The 15,550-nt window shown below is 63.2% G+C and carries 12 protein-coding genes; 5 read left to right on the forward strand and 7 right to left on the reverse strand.

The window, feature by feature from the left end:
- Positions 1 to 95: 95 nt before the first annotated feature.
- Positions 96 to 938 (reverse strand): DUF1194 domain-containing protein, encoded by an 843-nt coding sequence (locus tag YH63_RS02130; protein WP_137325092.1) that lies wholly within the window; start codon positions 936 to 938, stop codon positions 96 to 98.
- A gap of 328 nt (positions 939 to 1,266) precedes the next feature.
- Here YH63_RS02130 and YH63_RS02135 point away from each other — a divergent pair, with 328 nt between their 5' ends.
- The 3 genes from YH63_RS02135 (at position 1,267) to YH63_RS02145 (ending at position 6,948) form a co-directional block, all read left to right on the forward strand.
- A complete protein-coding gene (locus YH63_RS02135; RefSeq protein WP_046829033.1) occupies positions 1,267 to 2,949 on the forward strand; it encodes a methyl-accepting chemotaxis protein in 1,683 nt (560 codons plus the stop codon).
- A 318-nt stretch (positions 2,950 to 3,267) separates the two neighbouring features.
- A complete protein-coding gene (locus YH63_RS02140; protein ID WP_046829032.1) occupies positions 3,268 to 4,959 on the forward strand; it encodes a methyl-accepting chemotaxis protein in 1,692 nt (563 codons plus the stop codon).
- A 306-nt stretch (positions 4,960 to 5,265) separates the two neighbouring features.
- Positions 5,266 to 6,948, forward strand: coding sequence for a methyl-accepting chemotaxis protein (locus YH63_RS02145; RefSeq protein WP_046829031.1), 1,683 nt, complete (start codon positions 5,266 to 5,268; stop codon positions 6,946 to 6,948).
- A gap of 89 nt (positions 6,949 to 7,037) precedes the next feature.
- Here YH63_RS02145 and YH63_RS02150 read toward each other — a convergent pair whose 3' ends face one another.
- The 5 genes from YH63_RS02150 to fabI form a co-directional block, all read right to left on the reverse strand.
- The gene (locus YH63_RS02150; protein ID WP_046829030.1) at positions 7,038 to 8,264 is read right to left on the reverse strand and encodes an adenylate/guanylate cyclase domain-containing protein; all 1,227 of its coding nucleotides are present in this window, start codon (positions 8,262 to 8,264) and stop codon (positions 7,038 to 7,040) included.
- A 56-nt stretch (positions 8,265 to 8,320) separates the two neighbouring features.
- Positions 8,321 to 9,487, reverse strand: a complete 1,167-nt coding sequence (locus YH63_RS02155; RefSeq protein ID WP_046829029.1) for a GNAT family N-acetyltransferase — start codon at positions 9,485 to 9,487, stop codon at positions 8,321 to 8,323.
- A gap of 130 nt (positions 9,488 to 9,617) precedes the next feature.
- Positions 9,618 to 10,700 carry a chorismate synthase gene (gene aroC, locus YH63_RS02160; RefSeq protein ID WP_046829028.1) on the reverse strand — a complete coding sequence of 361 codons (1,083 nt, stop codon included), beginning with the start codon at positions 10,698 to 10,700 and terminating at the stop codon, positions 9,618 to 9,620.
- A 115-nt stretch (positions 10,701 to 10,815) separates the two neighbouring features.
- Positions 10,816 to 11,415 (reverse strand): histidine phosphatase family protein, encoded by a 600-nt coding sequence (locus YH63_RS02165; protein ID WP_046829027.1) that lies wholly within the window; start codon positions 11,413 to 11,415, stop codon positions 10,816 to 10,818.
- Between the two features lie 108 nt (positions 11,416 to 11,523).
- On the reverse strand, positions 11,524 to 12,345 hold the full coding sequence (gene fabI, locus YH63_RS02170) for an enoyl-ACP reductase FabI (RefSeq protein WP_046829026.1): 822 nt from the start codon (positions 12,343 to 12,345) through the stop codon (positions 11,524 to 11,526).
- Between the two features lie 337 nt (positions 12,346 to 12,682).
- Here fabI and YH63_RS02175 point away from each other — a divergent pair, with 337 nt between their 5' ends.
- Positions 12,683 to 13,174, forward strand: a complete 492-nt coding sequence (locus YH63_RS02175) for a sigma-70 family RNA polymerase sigma factor (RefSeq protein WP_046829818.1) — start codon at positions 12,683 to 12,685, stop codon at positions 13,172 to 13,174.
- 218 nt (positions 13,175 to 13,392) lie between these two features.
- Positions 13,393 to 14,163: an anti-sigma factor family protein gene (locus tag YH63_RS02180; RefSeq protein WP_046829025.1), complete on the forward strand. Its 771-nt coding sequence runs from the start codon at positions 13,393 to 13,395 to the stop codon at positions 14,161 to 14,163.
- A gap of 6 nt (positions 14,164 to 14,169) precedes the next feature.
- Here the strand turns inward: YH63_RS02180 and YH63_RS02185 are convergent, their stop codons facing one another.
- Positions 14,170 to 15,444 (reverse strand): hemolysin family protein, encoded by a 1,275-nt coding sequence (locus YH63_RS02185; RefSeq protein ID WP_083992659.1) that lies wholly within the window; start codon positions 15,442 to 15,444, stop codon positions 14,170 to 14,172.
- Positions 15,445 to 15,550: the final 106 nt, after the last annotated feature.

Here is a 15,550-nt window from a genome sequence, read left to right on the forward strand (position 1 = left end):
GAATTCAATCAATCGAGATCACCGGGACAAGCCCGGTGATGACAATTGAATGTGCGATAGCATTGTGCACCACTTCAGGGTGCCCTTGAGAAGACTCACCTTCCCCAGCGCTCCTGCCAGATCTTCTCGCCGATCAGGCATGAGATGCGCGGCTCGCGGGTCGCGGCCGGCACGATGCGCGGCTCGGGCATCCGGTGCGCGACCTCCATCACCAGTTTGGTGCGGATCGCCTCCTTGAACTTCTCCCTGGTCTTGATCGGCACCACGAACGATCCCGCCCCGCCGATCACGCAATCCTCGTAGTAGATGTCGAGGTTCTCGATATCCATCGTCGCGTAGTTTGTTTCCTTGGACATGATCGGCAGGCCGTTGATGGTCACGCCCTTGGCCAGCGCAGCATCGCGCGCCACCGTCACCGGCTCGCCGTTGTTGTTCGGCCCGTCGCCCGAAATGTCGATCACCCGGCGCAGTCCCCGGTAGTCGTTGGTCTCGAACAGCGGCATGGCAAAATTGATCGCGCCCGAGATCGAGGTGCGCGAGGCGCGGCGCAGTGGCGCTTTCAGGATTTCCTCGGCCAGCGCACCGGCCGATTCCGGGCCGTCGATCACCCGCCACTGCACGACGATCTTCTGGTCGCTCGCCGCTGCCCACTCGAAATAGGTCACCGCGACCTTGCCGGTCGGCCCGGTCTTCAGCGCCTGCAAAAACTCTTTCGAGGTGACCGCGAGCGCATAGCCTTCGCGCTGAAGCGCCAGTTCATCCATGTCCATGGAATAGGAGACGTCGACCGCCAGGACCAGTTCGACATCGACCCGCCTGGCTTCGTCGGCAGCCTGCGTGGACGAAGGCGGCGCAGCCGGTGCAGCAAGGCCAGTAACATCCCCGCCGGCGATAGCTCCCGCAACAAGCACCGCTCCGATCGAGACACACCAGCGCATGGCGGACCTCCCATCGTTCAGATCTGGATGGTGGCACGGTCCGTCCGAACCGGAAAGCTAAAACCCGGGCCGCCCCCTTCCTGTACACAGCAACCCCCATTCATGCCCTTTTTCGGGCCGGTTGCCCGATCCGGAGGCATTTACCAACATTTCACGGAATTTGTTTACGTTTCGGATCGCGGATGCCCTCCTTGAAGACGGGCCACCGACTGGAAATTGCCAACACCGCCAAGCCTTCCCAGGCGTCGAACTCGTTTCGACAGCCAAGCGGCAGCGTTTGGATTCGTATTTTCTTGAACGGGTCAGAAAGACCCTAAGAGGACCATTCATGCTTTCCCGGCTCTCCATTCGAACCAAGCTTATCGCCCTCGTTTCCATCCTGCTCGTTGCCCTCACCGCCATGGGTGTCTTCGCCATCGTGGAAATGCGGGCCATCAACGCCTCCGCGCAGGTCATCAAAAATAGCTGGCTGCCGAGCGTTCGCCTGGTCGGCGAATTGCGCACCCAGTCGGCGCGCTACCGGGCGGTGCTGCGCGACTACCTGACCGAGCCGGACGAGAAGTTCATGGCGGATATCCAGCGCAATCTCGATGCCCGCGCCAGGGATTACGACACCGCGAACAAGGCCTATGAGCCGATGATTTCCTCGCCGCAGGAAGCCGCCCTGTACAAGGAACTGTCGGCGACCTGGAAGACCTTCCGCGAAGCCGCCGACGAAGTCATCGCCCATGCCCGCAAGCGCGAGACCGCGCAGGCACGGGCCGTCAACGCCCAGCGCGCGACCGTCGCGGGCCGCAGCATGGACGCGGTGCTGACAAAACTTGTCGAGTTGAACGACAATGGTGCTGCGGCGTCCGGCCTTAAAGCTGAAAACGATTACGAGATGGCGTTCCGCATCGTGCTGGCGGCCCTGATCGCCATGGTGCTGGCGGGGCTTTGCGCCGCGATCCTGATCGTGCGCGACGTCGCTCGCGGGATCGGCTCGGTCCTGACCCCGATGCGCGCACTGGCCACCGGCGATCTCACCACGCAGGTTCCCCATCAGGGCGAGAGCACCGAGATCGGCCAGATCGCCGACACTGTCCAGGTGTTCAAGGACGCCATGATCGCCAAGAAGGCTGCCGACGAGGCCGCCGCGGCCGAGGCCGCCGTCAAGATGCGCCGCGCCGAAATGCTGGATAAAGCCACCGGCAGCTTCGAGGGCATGATCGGCGAACTGATCAGCTCGCTCTCCTCGGCTTCCACTGAAATGGAAGCCACTGCCAGCACGCTGACCAACGCCGCCGACAACACCCGGCAGCTCTCCAGCGCGGCTGCGAACGCGTCGCATGACGTCTCGGAAAGCATCCAGTCCACCGCCACCGCCACCGAAGAGATCACCTCCTCGGTCAAGGAAATCGGCCGTCAGGTGCTCGAATCCAGCCGCGTTGCCCAGGTCGCCGTCCAGCAGGCCGAAAAGACCGACACCAGCATCGCGGTGCTGTCGCAGGCCGCGAACAGGATCGGCGACGTGGTGAAGCTCATCACCGCCATCGCCGACCAGACCAACCTGCTCGCGCTCAATGCCACCATCGAGGCCGCCCGCGCCGGCGAAGCCGGCCGTGGCTTCGCCGTGGTCGCCTCCGAAGTGAAGGCGCTCGCCGCGCAGACCGCGAAGGCGACCGACGAGATCACCGCGCAGATCTCGGACATGCAGATCGCCACCGGCGATTCCGTGGTCACGATCAAGGAAATCAGCAGCACCATCAACCTGATGTCGGAAATCTCCTCGACCATCGCGGCTGCGGTGGAAGAACAGGGCGCCGCGACGCAGGAAATCGCGCGCAATGTGCAGCAGGCCGCCGAACTCAGCATGCGCGTCGCGACCAACATCACCGACGTGGACCGCAGCAACGGCGAGACCGGTGCGGCTTCGGCGCAGGTGCTCTCCGCCGCACAGTCGCTGTCGAAGGAAAGCAATCACCTGCAGATGGAAGTGCGCAACTTCCTCTCGACGATCCGCGCCGCCTGACTCGATTCGCCTGGCGAACATTTTGAAGCCGGCGGCGCGAAAGCACCGCCGGCTTTTTGCATGGGAGCACGCGAACGAGGCGCATGCATTCCGCGCAGCCGGCATCGGCGCAAACGCCGCAAGCGAAACGCGTTTTTCGCCACCGGATGCGGACAACCTTTACGAACATTTCACTTCACGCAACGAAATTGAGAATGAGCGAATCCGAGCCGCTGAAAGCGGGCCGGTGTTCGATCAGCCATCGCCGTTCCGGCACATTCGCCCACTCTGCCGATCCATCCATCGATCAAACTGGTCAGAAAGACTCAGGATCCCACCATGCTTTCCAGGATGTCCATTCGCGCCAAGCTCACTGTCGTTATCGCATTCCTGCTCGTCGCCATGTCGGTCATGGGCCTGCTCGCCGTCCGGCAGATGCAGGGAATCTACGCCAGCGCCTCCGAGATTCAGAACAGCTGGCTGCCCAGCGTGCGCGTGCTCGGTGAATTGCGCGCCGGCGTCATCACCTATCGCAACGTGATCCGCGAACACATGCTGTCGGAGCTGATCGAAGAAAAGCAGGCGCAGGAAAAGACGCTGGAATTGGTGGTCGAAAACAACCAGAAGCTCCGGCAGGCCTACGAGAAGATGATCACATCGCCGGAGGAACGCGCGCTGTACAACGAGTGGGTTCAGGTGTGGGACAGCTACCGGAAGGGCTCGCAGGAAGTGATGGCCCTGTCGCGCAAGGCCGCTGGCTCATACCCCCGCGAAGCGCATGACCTGAATACGATGACCGTCAACCTGCTCGGAATTAAGGCCGACGGTATCCTGAAGAAGGACGTCGATCTGAACAACAAGGGCGCCGACGACGCTGGCCAGGCCGCCAGCGACGGCTACAACGCCGCCTTCAAGATGGTTGTGATTGCGCTGGGTCTTGCCATCGTCCTGGGTCTTGCCGCCGGCTTCTATCTGATCCGCGACGTGACAAAAGGCATCGCCTCGATCGTCACGCCGATGAAGGCGCTCGGCGAAGGTGATCTCACCGCCGACGTGCCGCATCAGGGCGAGAAAACCGAAATCGGGACCATGGCCGACACCCTTCAGGTCTTCAAGGAAGCCCTGATCGCCAAGAAGGCCGCCGACGAGGCCGCCGCAGCCGACGCCGATGCCAAGATCGCACGCGGCCAGCGCGTCGACAGCATCACCCGCGACTTCGAAAAGCTGATCGGCGAGCTGGTCGGTTCACTGTCATCGTCCTCCACCGAACTCGAGGCCGCCGCGAACACCCTGACCTCCACCGCCGAAATCACCGGCAAGACCTCGGGCGAAGCCGCTGCCGCCTCGCAGGAAGTCTCCAGCAACGTCCAGTCGGTCGCGGTCGCCACCGAGGAGATCACCTCCTCCGTCGGGGAGATCGGCCGTCAGGTGCAGGAATCCAGCCGCATCGCCTCCGAGGCCGTGCGTCAGGCCCAGAAGACCGACACCAGCATCACCGAACTGTCGCAGGCCGCAAGCCGCATCGGCGACGTGGTCAAGCTGATCACCGCGGTGGCCGAGCAGACCAACCTGCTGGCGCTCAATGCCACCATTGAAGCAGCCCGCGCCGGCGACGCCGGCCGCGGCTTCGCCGTGGTCGCGTCGGAGGTGAAGGCACTGGCAGCGCAAACCGCCAAGGCCACCGACGAGATCAGCGCTCAGGTCGCCGGCATGCAGACCGCGACGCAGGAATCGGTTTCGACCATCAAGGAAATCGGCAAGACCATTACCCTGATTTCGGAAATCTCCTCGACCATCGCAGCGGCGGTGGAAGAACAGGGCGCGGCGACCCAGGAAATCTCGCGCAACGTCCAGCAGGCCGCGTCGCTGAGCGGCGAGGTCGCCACCAGCATCACCGACGTCAGCCGCGGCGCCGGCGAAACCGGGGCTGCCTCCGGCCAAGTCCTCTCCGCAGCGCAAATGCTGTCCACCGACAGCAACCGCCTCAAGATCGAAGTCGAAAAATTCCTCACCAACGTGCGCGCTGCTTAAAGCGCTCACAAAACAGACACTCCGACATCGGCGGCCATCACGGCCGCCGATTTTTTTATGCCGCGAAAACAGCCGTCCTTACACCCAACGTGTGCAACACAGATACGCGCCTGGTGAAGAGATGCCTTTACTAAGATTTCACCTGATCTGTTCATGATTCAATTGCGAATCCAGGCCTGAAGGCCGCGGCGTTCGACTGGTACTGCCCCTCCGCACTTCGTTGCGCCGATCGCGCTGCATCCGGATACGGCCGTCATCAGCGTCCTGTCCGCCAAAGGGTTAGAAAAACCCAAGGATTCGTTCAAAATGCTCTCCAGGCTTTCGATACGCGCCAAGATCACCGCTGTTATTTCCTTCCTGCTCCTCGTCCTGCTCATCACCGGCGGTTTCGCCGTGTACCAGATGCGCACGATCAACAACTCCGCACAGGATATCCAGACCAACTGGCTGCCAAGCATCCGCTGGCTCGGCGAGCTTCGTACTCAGGCCGCGCGGCACCGCGCCAACCTGCGCGATCACCTTCTCGCCACCAATGACAAGGGTCGCACCGAGGCGGAAGCCGCGATGGACGCGCGGATCAAGAACTATGACAACGCTACCAAGCGCTACGAGACCATGATTTCCTCGCCTCAAGAGCAGGCGCTCTACGACACGGTGAGATCGCAATGGCAGAGCTATCGCAAGGCCGTCGATGACGTTGTCGCCATGTCGCGCAAGGGTGAATTCGAGAAAGCGCGCGAGCTGAACGAGCGTACAACTGTGCCGATTGGCCGGGACATGGAAGTCTCCCTGACCAAGCTTGTCGAGTACAACACCACGGGATCGGACAACGCCGGGCAGAAAGCCAATGACGACTACTCGTTCTCCTTCCGCGCCGTCCTAGTGCTGCTGGTGTTGGCCGCGACCGGCGGCATTATCGCCGGGTTCTATCTGGTGCGGGACGTGACAAAGGGCATTGCCTCGATCGTGAACCCGATGAAGGCGCTGGGCGAAGGCGATCTCTCAGCCAACGTGCCGCATCAGGGCGAGAAGACCGAAATCGGGACCATGGCCGACACGCTGCAGGTCTTCAAGGAAGCCCTGATCGCCAAGAAGGCCGCGGATGAGGCCGCCGCTGCCGACGCCGACGCCAAGATCGCACGCGGCCAGCGCGTCGACAGCATCACCCGCGACTTCGAAAAGCTGATCGGCGAACTGGTCGGCTCGCTGTCGTCGTCCTCGACCGAACTGGAAGCCGCCGCCAACACCCTGACCACAACGGCGGAATCCACCGGCAAGACCTCGGGCGAGGCCGCCGCCGCCTCGCAGGAAGTCTCCAGCAACGTCCAGTCGGTCGCGGTCGCCACCGAGGAAATCACCTCGTCGGTCGGCGAGATCGGCCGTCAGGTGCAGGAGTCCAGCCGCATCGCCTCCGAGGCCGTGCGTCAGGCCCAGAAGACCGACACCAGCATCACCGAACTGTCGCAGGCCGCCGCCCGGATCGGCGACGTGGTCAAGCTGATCACCGCGGTGGCCGAGCAGACCAACCTGCTCGCGCTCAACGCCACCATTGAAGCAGCCCGCGCCGGCGACGCCGGACGTGGCTTCGCAGTCGTCGCTTCCGAAGTGAAGGCCCTCGCCGCTCAGACCGCCAAGGCCACCGACGAAATCAGTGCTCAGGTCGCGGGCATGCAGACCGCGACGCAGGAATCGGTCTCGACCATCAAGGAGATCGGCAAGACCATCACGCTGATCTCGGAAATCTCCTCCACCATCGCGGCGGCGGTGGAAGAACAGGGCGCGGCGACGCAGGAAATCTCGCGCAACGTCCAGCAGGCAGCGTCCCTGAGCGGCGAGGTCGCCACCAGCATCACCGACGTCAGCCGCGGCGCCGGCGAAACCGGAGCCGCCTCAGGCCAGGTTCTCTCTGCAGCGCAAATGCTGTCCACCGACAGCAACCGCCTCAAGATCGAAGTCGAGAAATTCCTCACCAACGTGCGCGCCGCGTAAGGCGTCGTCTTCATCACATAACAAAAACGGCGGCTTCACAGCCGCCGTTTTCTTTTGCGACAATGGCAACGGCTTGCGAACGGTCGGCGCTAGCTGGCGCTGGCGGATGACTGCGGCTGCCGAGCGCCGTTCGTGGCAGGCGTCTCGTCCGCTAGGCCATAGACGCGCTCGGCGGCGGAAAATCCCGCAACCGAGAACAGGCCGAGGTCGGTCCAGCCGGCATCGACATGGCTGGCGAATTCGGTGGACGCCAGCACCGTGCGGTTAAGACGTCCGGTGATCTTCTCGATGCGGGCGGCCAGATTCACCGCCGGACCGATGCAGGTGAAGTCGAGCCGGTCGCCGCCGCCGATATTGCCGTACAGCACCTTGCCGACATGCAACGCCAGCCCGAAACGGAAGTTGTCGAGCGTTTCGCGCTCATAGGCGTAACTCATCGCCGCCACACTGGCGCGGCACGCGCGCGCGGCCTCCAGCACGCGCCGGCAGACGGTTGCGGTATCGCCTTCCTTGTCGGTGATCGGAAACACCGCGAGCAGGCCGTCGCCCATGAACTTCAGGACTTCCCCGCCATTATCCAGGATCGCCGGCACCTGACAATCGAAATAGGTATTGAGCACATCGACCACGGCTTCGGACGACAGCCGGTCCGACAGCGGCGTGAAACCGCGCAGGTCCGACAGCCAGATCGCAGCATGCATGGATTCGGTATGGCCGCGGCGGATTTGCCCGGCGAGAATGCGCGCGCCGGCGCGCGCTCCGACGTAGTTGTCGAGCAGGCCCGCCGCCGTTCGCCGCAGCAGCCAGATCTCGATCATGCGTGTCAGCGACGGCATCAGCGACCGCAGGCCGTCGATCTGGGCATCGCTGAAGCCCTCGGCGTGTTGCGTCATCCAGCTCGACGCATGAATTTCGCCGTCCGACATGTGAAGCGGGAGCGCAATGTAATCGGTCGCCCCGCTGGCACGCATCTCCGCCAGAAACGGCGAATTTCCCACCTTCTCGTCGAGCAACCGGCGCCGCACTTCCAGCCCCTGCTCGAACACGGTGGCAAGCGGGCTCGAGAGATAATCGTCGGACTCCTCGGACCCATAGGCCATGCTGCCCATGGTCACGCCGGAGCCGCGCCGCCAGATGAAATTGCGGCCGACCATGTTGGGATGAAGCGTGGTGACGAACACGCCGACGCGTGACAACGGCAGTCCGCCATCGATCATGCGTTGGCACGTCTCGATCACGAACTCATCGACGCGCCTTGCCGACTGTGCTCCGCTGATGAGCCAGTCCGTGACGCCCTGAAGGTTTACAGCCTGCATACGGTCCGTTTTGCGACGGCAGACCGGGCCTGGTCAAGATCGATGACGCCCCGCGCTCACCACAAATCACCATAGTTCGGGAACTTCTTCAGCGTGGCGTCATAACGCACCGGCTGCAGCCACGGCAGGGCCAGTTTCATGACAGGGTTCAACAGCGGCGAGACGTGACGCACATAAAGGTCGATCGGGTCGAGCCGGTGTCCGTAACGCAGCTTCGGATCGTAGTTGAGGCCGCTGCTGCGGACCCCTTTGAATCCGCACTCGATCGCCCAGGTCGTCATGTCCCTGACCACGTAGTGATAGAGGTGCAGATCGAGCGCGACGGCATAGTCGAAGCCGAGATACTCGGAGAACAACTGGTCCTCCTGAATCATGAACATGCCGAAGGCAGCCAGCCTGTTGCCGCGGTGCCAGAGCAGGAAACGGACCTTGTCCTTCATTCGTACGCTTAGCTGGCGGAAGTAATCCCTGGTCAGTTTTTCGAAGCGAAGTTTTGAGCGTTCGTACACCTGCAGATAGAGCGGATAGATCTCGTCGAGCTGGGCCGAGACGTCATCGGTGACGCTCATGCGAATGCATTCCCCCTCCGCCGCCTTGAGATTCTTGCGGAAGTGCCGGCGCGAGTTGCCGCTGATGGCCTTGGAGGCGTAAGCGTCGAAGCTCTCATAGTCGACATTGAGCATGGTCATCGGCATGCTCGGAGCACGGGTAAATCCGGCTTTCACAAAGCACGCCAGAGCTTCACGGTACCGCGCCGGAAATTCCTTCAAAACGATAAGATCCGCGCCCAGCGCCCGAGCATGTTTGACGATCTCGCGTGACAGCGATTCCGCTGCAACAGCGGCCGGCAGATCGTGCGCGCAGGCAAGATGCCCCTCGCCGGCGGAGCAACCGACCATCAGGGTTCGCAACTTGAGAAAGCGCGGATTGATCCGGCGGACGAACGACACCCAACGCACGTATTCAGGCCTGACGCCTTCCACGATGTCCTGATCGATCAGGAAGAACGGCTGGATGGCCCGTGTTTTTCCGCTGTCATCGACAATGGCGAAATACCGGTATTCGAACCTGTCGGTGAGCGCGTCCTCGACAATCTCGTAATAGCGATGATCCTTCCGCTCGGGGGCGAACATCGACGGCCAGACGGCGCACGATTTCAGATCGTCGCGAGAGACGACCTCCACCGAAAATGGCGTCTTGCCCGAGCCGGCACGCGTATCCATGACCCGTGTCCATCGGCAGCGACAATAATGGCCGAACAATCAACGCTGCAGATCGGGCTTGTTTCCGCGTCCAGCCGAATTAGTTCGCGGCCACAGGCCACAACAGCCGGAATACTTTCCGTGGAAGGTGTTAGCCGCCGACCTGCCCGCGATGGCGCAGCAAGTGGTCCGCGATCACGCAGGCCATCATCGCCTCGCCGACCGGCACCGCGCGAATGCCGACGCAGGGATCGTGGCGGCCCTTGGTCATGATGTCGGTGTCGGCGCCCGATTTGTCGATGGTCCGGCGGGGCGTCAGGATCGACGACGTCGGCTTCACCGCGAAGCGCGCCACCACCGCCTGCCCGGTCGAGATGCCGCCGAGGATGCCGCCGGCGTGGTTGGACAGGAACACCGGGCCGTTGTTGCCCATGCGCATCTCGTCGGCGTTTTCCTCGCCGTGCAGTTCGGCAGCACCAAAGCCCGCGCCGATCTCGACGCCCTTAACCGCGTTGATGCTCATCAGCGCCAGTGCGAGATCGCTGTCGAGCTTGCCGTAGATCGGTGCGCCCAATCCGGCAGGCACGCCCTCCGCCACGACCTCGACCACCGCGCCGATGGACGACCCGCGCTTGCGGATGTCGTCGAGATACTCGGCAAAGAATTCGGCCTTCGCCTTGTCCGGGCAGAAGAACGGATTGCGGCCGACCTCATCCCAGTCCCATGCGGCGCGGTCGATCTTGTGCGGGCCCATCTGCACCAGCGCGCCGCGCACCTTCACATCGGGCATGATCTTGCGCGCCACCGCGCCGGCCGCGACCCGCGCCGCGGTTTCGCGCGCGCTGGAGCGCCCGCCGCCGCGATAGTCGCGCAGGCCGTACTTCGCCTCATAGGTGAAGTCGGCGTGGCCCGGACGAAACTTGTCCTTGATCTCGGAATAGTCCTTCGAGCGCTGGTCGGTGTTCTCGATCATCAGCGCGATCGGGGTGCCGGTGGTGACCTGGCCCTTGTCGGTGTCCATCACGCCGGACAGGATTTTGACCTGATCGGCTTCCTGCCGCTGGGTCGTGAACCGCGACTGGCCGGGGCGGCGGCGATCAAGATCAAGCTGGATCTCCTCCACCGTCAGCGGAATCTGCGGCGGGCAGCCGTCGACCACGCAGCCCAGCGCCGGCCCGTGGCTTTCGCCGAAGGTCGTAACGCGAAACATATGGCCGAAGGTGTTGAAAGACATGGGAAATACCTGACAGGCCGCCGGGCCTCTATTCGCGATAATTGACGTAAAGTCGTAACGCGCAGCACCCTTAGGGTCAAATGCGAGGTGCTTAAAGTGTCAAGTTAAGGAAGCACTAACTATGCTTTGTGACCTGCCCGTCGGCGAAAACGTAGACCACGCCCTGCTCCACCATCAGGTCCGACGCCCCGACCGGGGTCTCGACATCGAGCGCCACCAGCAGCGCCCGCATCGAGCCGCCATGCGACACCGTCACCGTGTCCTGAATCAGCGAGTCGTACCAGTCGCGCATGCGGATTGTCACCGAGGCGTAGCTCTCGCCGCCCGGCGGCGGCACGCCCCACTTGTCGATCTGGCGTTCCGCAAAGACCTCCGGGTGCGACAGCTCCATCTGCGGCAAGGTCGAGCCTTCCCAGTGGCCGTAGCCGATCTCGCGCAGACGATCGTCCAACTCGTAGTCGTGCGGCGGCACGCCGAGCGCGCCGCGCAGCAACTCCATCGTGTTGCGGGCGCGGCCGAGCGGCGACGACACGAACGGCATCTTGGCCGGGATGTGGGAATCGCCCGCGAGGATATCGACCAGCAGTTCGCCGGAACGGATCGCTTGGCTCTTGCCGAGATCGTTCAGCGGAATGTCCTGCGTGCCCTGAAAGCGGCCCGCGGCGTTCCATTCGGTCTGGCCGTGACGGACGAAGTAAACGGTGGGAGATGGCATTCGAAAAACTCTAAGTTCTAGCCGTCATTGCGAGGAGCGTAGCGACGAAGCAATCCAGTTCTTGTTGCTCTGGATTGCTTCGCTTCGCTCGCAATGACGTTGTTGGCTTTATTCCTTGCCGCCCAGCGAGATGTCCGGCGCCTCGGGGCGCTTCATGCCGGTGACGTGATAGCCGGAATCGACGTGATGCACTTCGCCGGTGACGCCGCGCGACAGATCGGACAACAGGTACATCGCGCTGTCGCCGACTTCTTCCTGCGTGACGTTGCGGCGCAGCGGCGCGTTGGCTTCGTTCCACTTCAGGATGTAGCGGAAATCGCCGATGCCCGATGCGGCCAGCGTCTTGATCGGTCCCGCCGAGATGGCGTTGACGCGGATGTTCTTCTCGCCGAGATCGGCCGCGAGGTAACGCACGCTGGCCTCGAGCGCGGCCTTGGCGACGCCCATGACGTTGTAATGCGGCATCCACTTTTCCGCACCGTAATACGACAGCGTCAGGATCGAGCCGCCGTCGGTCATCAGATGCTCGGCGCGCTGGGTGATCGCGGTCAGCGAGTAGCACGAGATCAGCATGGAGTTGGTGAAGTTCTCCTGCGTGGTCTCGAGGTAGCGGCCGTCGAGCTGATCCTTGTCCGCAAACGCGATGGCGTGAACCACGAAATCGATCTTGCCCCACTGCTTCTTCACTTCGGCGAACACCGCGTCGATGGTCGCCGGATCGGTGACGTCGCAATGGCCGAGCGTGATCGCGCCGAGTTCCTTCGCCAGCGGCTCGACGCGCTTTTTCAGCGCATCGCCCTGCCAGGTGAACGCGAGTTCCGCGCCTTGGTCGCGGCACGATTTCGCGATGCCGTAAGCAATCGAGCGGTTGTTCGCCACACCGAGGATAACGCCGCGCTTGCCGCGCATCAGGCCCATATTTTCAGCCATCACCTAGTGTCCCGTATCCGACGTTCGCTTTACTCTGCAGCGCCTTCCGAGCGAACGTCGGATACGAAAGGACACTAGCAAACCATGATTCCAGTGATCCTTTGGTTCTGACATTCGTAAAAGTGCCTGCGAAAGATACGATACGAATGTCAAAACCGGATCACTGGTCCAGATTGTCGCGTGAAGGGACGCCCCTCATGACATAGGCGCCAAGGCCGTTCAAGCCGGACCAACGGCGCAGCCCTAACCTTAACGGGCAAAACCGCCGGAATACTCCCCGGTTTGCGGTGTTTTTCAGAGTAGAATGGCACATGCGCCGTCGCGCTGGACGACCTGGATGAGCAACGATTTCCGCCATAGCGTCGAGACCATGATCCCGGCCCTGCGGCGCTACGCGCGCGCGCTGGCGCGGGACACGGACATCGCCGACGATCTGGTGCAGGACACGCTGGTGCGGGCGCTGCGCTCGGAGAAGCTGTTCCTGGGCGGCGACCTGCGCGCCTGGCTTTATACGATTTTGACCAACCTCAATCGCAACCGCCGCCGCTCGCTGGCGCGGCAGCCGACGATGATGGAATTGCACGACACCACCGCCGACGCCTCCGGCACCGAGGCCGAGGGCCGCGACATTTCCCGCGCGCTCGCCACGCTGGCGGAAGACCAGCGCGCGGTGCTGCTGCTGGTGGTGCTGGAAGGTCTGAGTTACCGCGACGTTGCCGACATTCAGGGTGTGCCGATCGGCACGGTGATGTCGCGGCTTGCCCGTGCGCGGGCGCATGTGAGAGCCGTCATCGAGGGCGAACGCCCGGCGCTGCGGCGAGTGAAGTGAGACACGACAGGGGACGAGCGAGATGGACTTGATGCGCGATGAATGGGGAGACCCGCTTTCTTCTCCCTCTCCCGTGTGGAGAGGGTGGCGCGCTGAACGCCATGCGATCGGCGCGCGGGGTGGAGGTAGACTCTGTACCTTGCGTAACCTCCACCCCACTTATTCGCGAACATGATGCCAATGCTGCCGCAAGATACCGAAGCCGAGAGACAACGAAGATGACCGACCACAACATTCCCGTCACCGAGGACGAGCTTCACGCCTACGTGGACAATGAGCTTCCCGCGGAGCGGCGCTTGGCAGTCGAGGCCTGGCTCGCGGCGCATCCCGACGACGCGGCGCGGGTGACGTCATGGCGCACGATGAGCGACGCGCTGCATGCCAAGTACGATGCGGTTGCGGACGAACCGGTCCCGCCTCGCCTTTCGGTCGATCAACTGTCGCGGCCGCCGCGCCGCTGGATGGTGGGCGCCATCGCCGCGTCGCTGCTGGCGTTCGCCGTTGGCGGCGGCGTCGGCTGGGCTGTCCGAGGCGCAAGCGCAACGCCGTCGGTGTTCGCGAATTTCACCGGCGACGCGCTCGAAGCACACAAGCTTTACGTGGTCGAAGTGCGCCATCCCGTCGAAGTGGCGGGCAGCGAACGTGCGCATCTGCAACAGTGGCTCACCAAGCGCTGCGGCTGGCAGGTGCGTGCGCCGGAGCTGGGCGATAGCGGACTGAAGCTGGTCGGCGGACGGCTGCTGCCCGGCCCCACCGGCCCCGCGTCGTTCCTGATGTACGAGACCGCATCGGGCGAGCGGTTCACGATCTTCGCCTCGCGCGCGGAAACCGAGACGACGCAGATGCGCTATGCCGCAAGCGGCGGCAACGGCGCCCTGTTCTGGGCTGATCGCGGCGTGGGCTATGTCGTGAGCGGCGGCACCGACCGCGACCGCCTCACGCAGGTCGCGCGGCTGGTCTACGACCAGAACGAGAAGGCGGGGCTGTAAGCCTACCTACTCACTCCTTGTCGCCAGCACCTTGTCGATGCGGCGGCCGTCGAGATCGACCACCTCGAATTTCCAGCCATCGGCATTGATGCTTTGCCCGACGGACGGGATCGCGCCGAATTTCTCCAGCAGGAAGCCCGCGAACGTCTGGTACGGGCGCGATGCAGGCAACGGAATGTCGAGCAGGTGCGCGAATTCGAGCGCCGGCATCCATCCCGCGATCAGAATCGATCCGTCGTCGCGCTTGACGAAAGCCGGTTCGGCGGGCCCTTCCTCGGTGTGAAAGCTGCCGACGATGGATTCGAGAATGTCCGCGCTGGTGACGACGCCCTGAAACGTGCCGTACTCGTCATGCACCAGTCCCATGTGAACCGGCGAGTCGCGCAGAATCGCGACCACGTCCCGTGCGTCGACGGTTTCCGGAATCACCGGCGCGTCGCGGATCAGCGCCCGGATATCCGGCTCTTCATCCGACAAATATACATCGAGCATGTCCTTGGCCTGAACGATGCCGAGGGTTTCCTCGCCGTCGAACACCGGCAACCGCGAATGCGAGCTGTGTTTGAACGCAAGCCGGATCACCTCCGGCGGGTCAGACAGATTGATCGTGCTGACTTCGTGGCGCGGCGTCATCATCGCACCAACGGAAAGATCGCCGAGCCGCATCACGCCCGCGATCATCTCCTTCTCGCCGGGCTCGAGCACGCCGGCATTCTCCGCTTCCACCACGAGCGTGCGGATCTCCTCCTCGCTGACTTTTTCCTCGGCATCGCCGCGATGGCCGAGCGCCCAGAGCAAGGCCTTGCCCGAGCGATCGAGAACCCACACCAGCGGCAGCGAGATTTTCGCAAGCACGACCATGGCCGGCGCGACCTTCACCGCGACCGCCTCAGGATCGCGCAGCGCGATCTGCTTCGGCACCAGTTCGCCAACGATGAGCGAGGCATAGGTGATCAGCGTGACCACCACGCCGACGCCAATTGCGTCGGCGACGCCTTGTGACAATCCGGTGCTCACAAGCCAAGCGGACAGGCGCGGGCCGAGCGTTGCGCCGGAGAATGCGCCCGAGAGCACGCCGACAAGCGTGATGCCGATCTGGACGGTGGAGAGAAATTTTCCGGGATTGGACGCCAACGCGAGTGCGCGGCGCGAACCGCTCACGCCCTTTTCAACCAGGCCCGTCAATCGCGCCGGGCGGGATGAGACAATGGCAAGCTCCGACATCGCGAGCAGGCCGTTGATCACGATGAGAACGGCAACAATTCCAAGTTCGAGTAACAATTTGTTCCTTTGCGGTGAAGTACTCCGGGTACGAGTGATAGCATGCCGGAGGCTCGCATGCAGCATCGCCATCGCCGCAGGACCATGTGGCATGCGCGAGATCATT

This window comes from Afipia massiliensis (genome assembly GCF_001006325.2).
Lineage (GTDB): Bacteria > Pseudomonadota > Alphaproteobacteria > Rhizobiales > Xanthobacteraceae > Afipia > Afipia massiliensis_A.

Bases quoted from the DNA above. Each gene is read 5' to 3' on its own strand.
- YH63_RS02130 (WP_137325092.1), bottom strand. From the start codon at position 938: ATGCGCTGGTGTGTCTCGATCGGAGCGGTGCTTGTTGCGGGAGCTATC.
- YH63_RS02135 (WP_046829033.1), top strand. From the start codon at position 1,267: ATGCTTTCCCGGCTCTCCATTCGAACCAAGCTTATCGCCCTCGTTTCC.
- YH63_RS02140 (WP_046829032.1), top strand. From the start codon at position 3,268: ATGCTTTCCAGGATGTCCATTCGCGCCAAGCTCACTGTCGTTATCGCA.
- YH63_RS02145 (WP_046829031.1), top strand. From the start codon at position 5,266: ATGCTCTCCAGGCTTTCGATACGCGCCAAGATCACCGCTGTTATTTCC.
- YH63_RS02150 (WP_046829030.1), bottom strand. From the start codon at position 8,264: ATGCAGGCTGTAAACCTTCAGGGCGTCACGGACTGGCTCATCAGCGGA.
- YH63_RS02155 (WP_046829029.1), bottom strand. From the start codon at position 9,487: ATGGATACGCGTGCCGGCTCGGGCAAGACGCCATTTTCGGTGGAGGTC.
- aroC (WP_046829028.1), bottom strand. From the start codon at position 10,700: ATGTCTTTCAACACCTTCGGCCATATGTTTCGCGTTACGACCTTCGGC.
- YH63_RS02165 (WP_046829027.1), bottom strand. From the start codon at position 11,415: ATGCCATCTCCCACCGTTTACTTCGTCCGTCACGGCCAGACCGAATGG.
- fabI (WP_046829026.1), bottom strand. From the start codon at position 12,345: ATGGCTGAAAATATGGGCCTGATGCGCGGCAAGCGCGGCGTTATCCTC.
- YH63_RS02175 (WP_046829818.1), top strand. From the start codon at position 12,683: ATGAGCAACGATTTCCGCCATAGCGTCGAGACCATGATCCCGGCCCTG.
- YH63_RS02180 (WP_046829025.1), top strand. From the start codon at position 13,393: ATGACCGACCACAACATTCCCGTCACCGAGGACGAGCTTCACGCCTAC.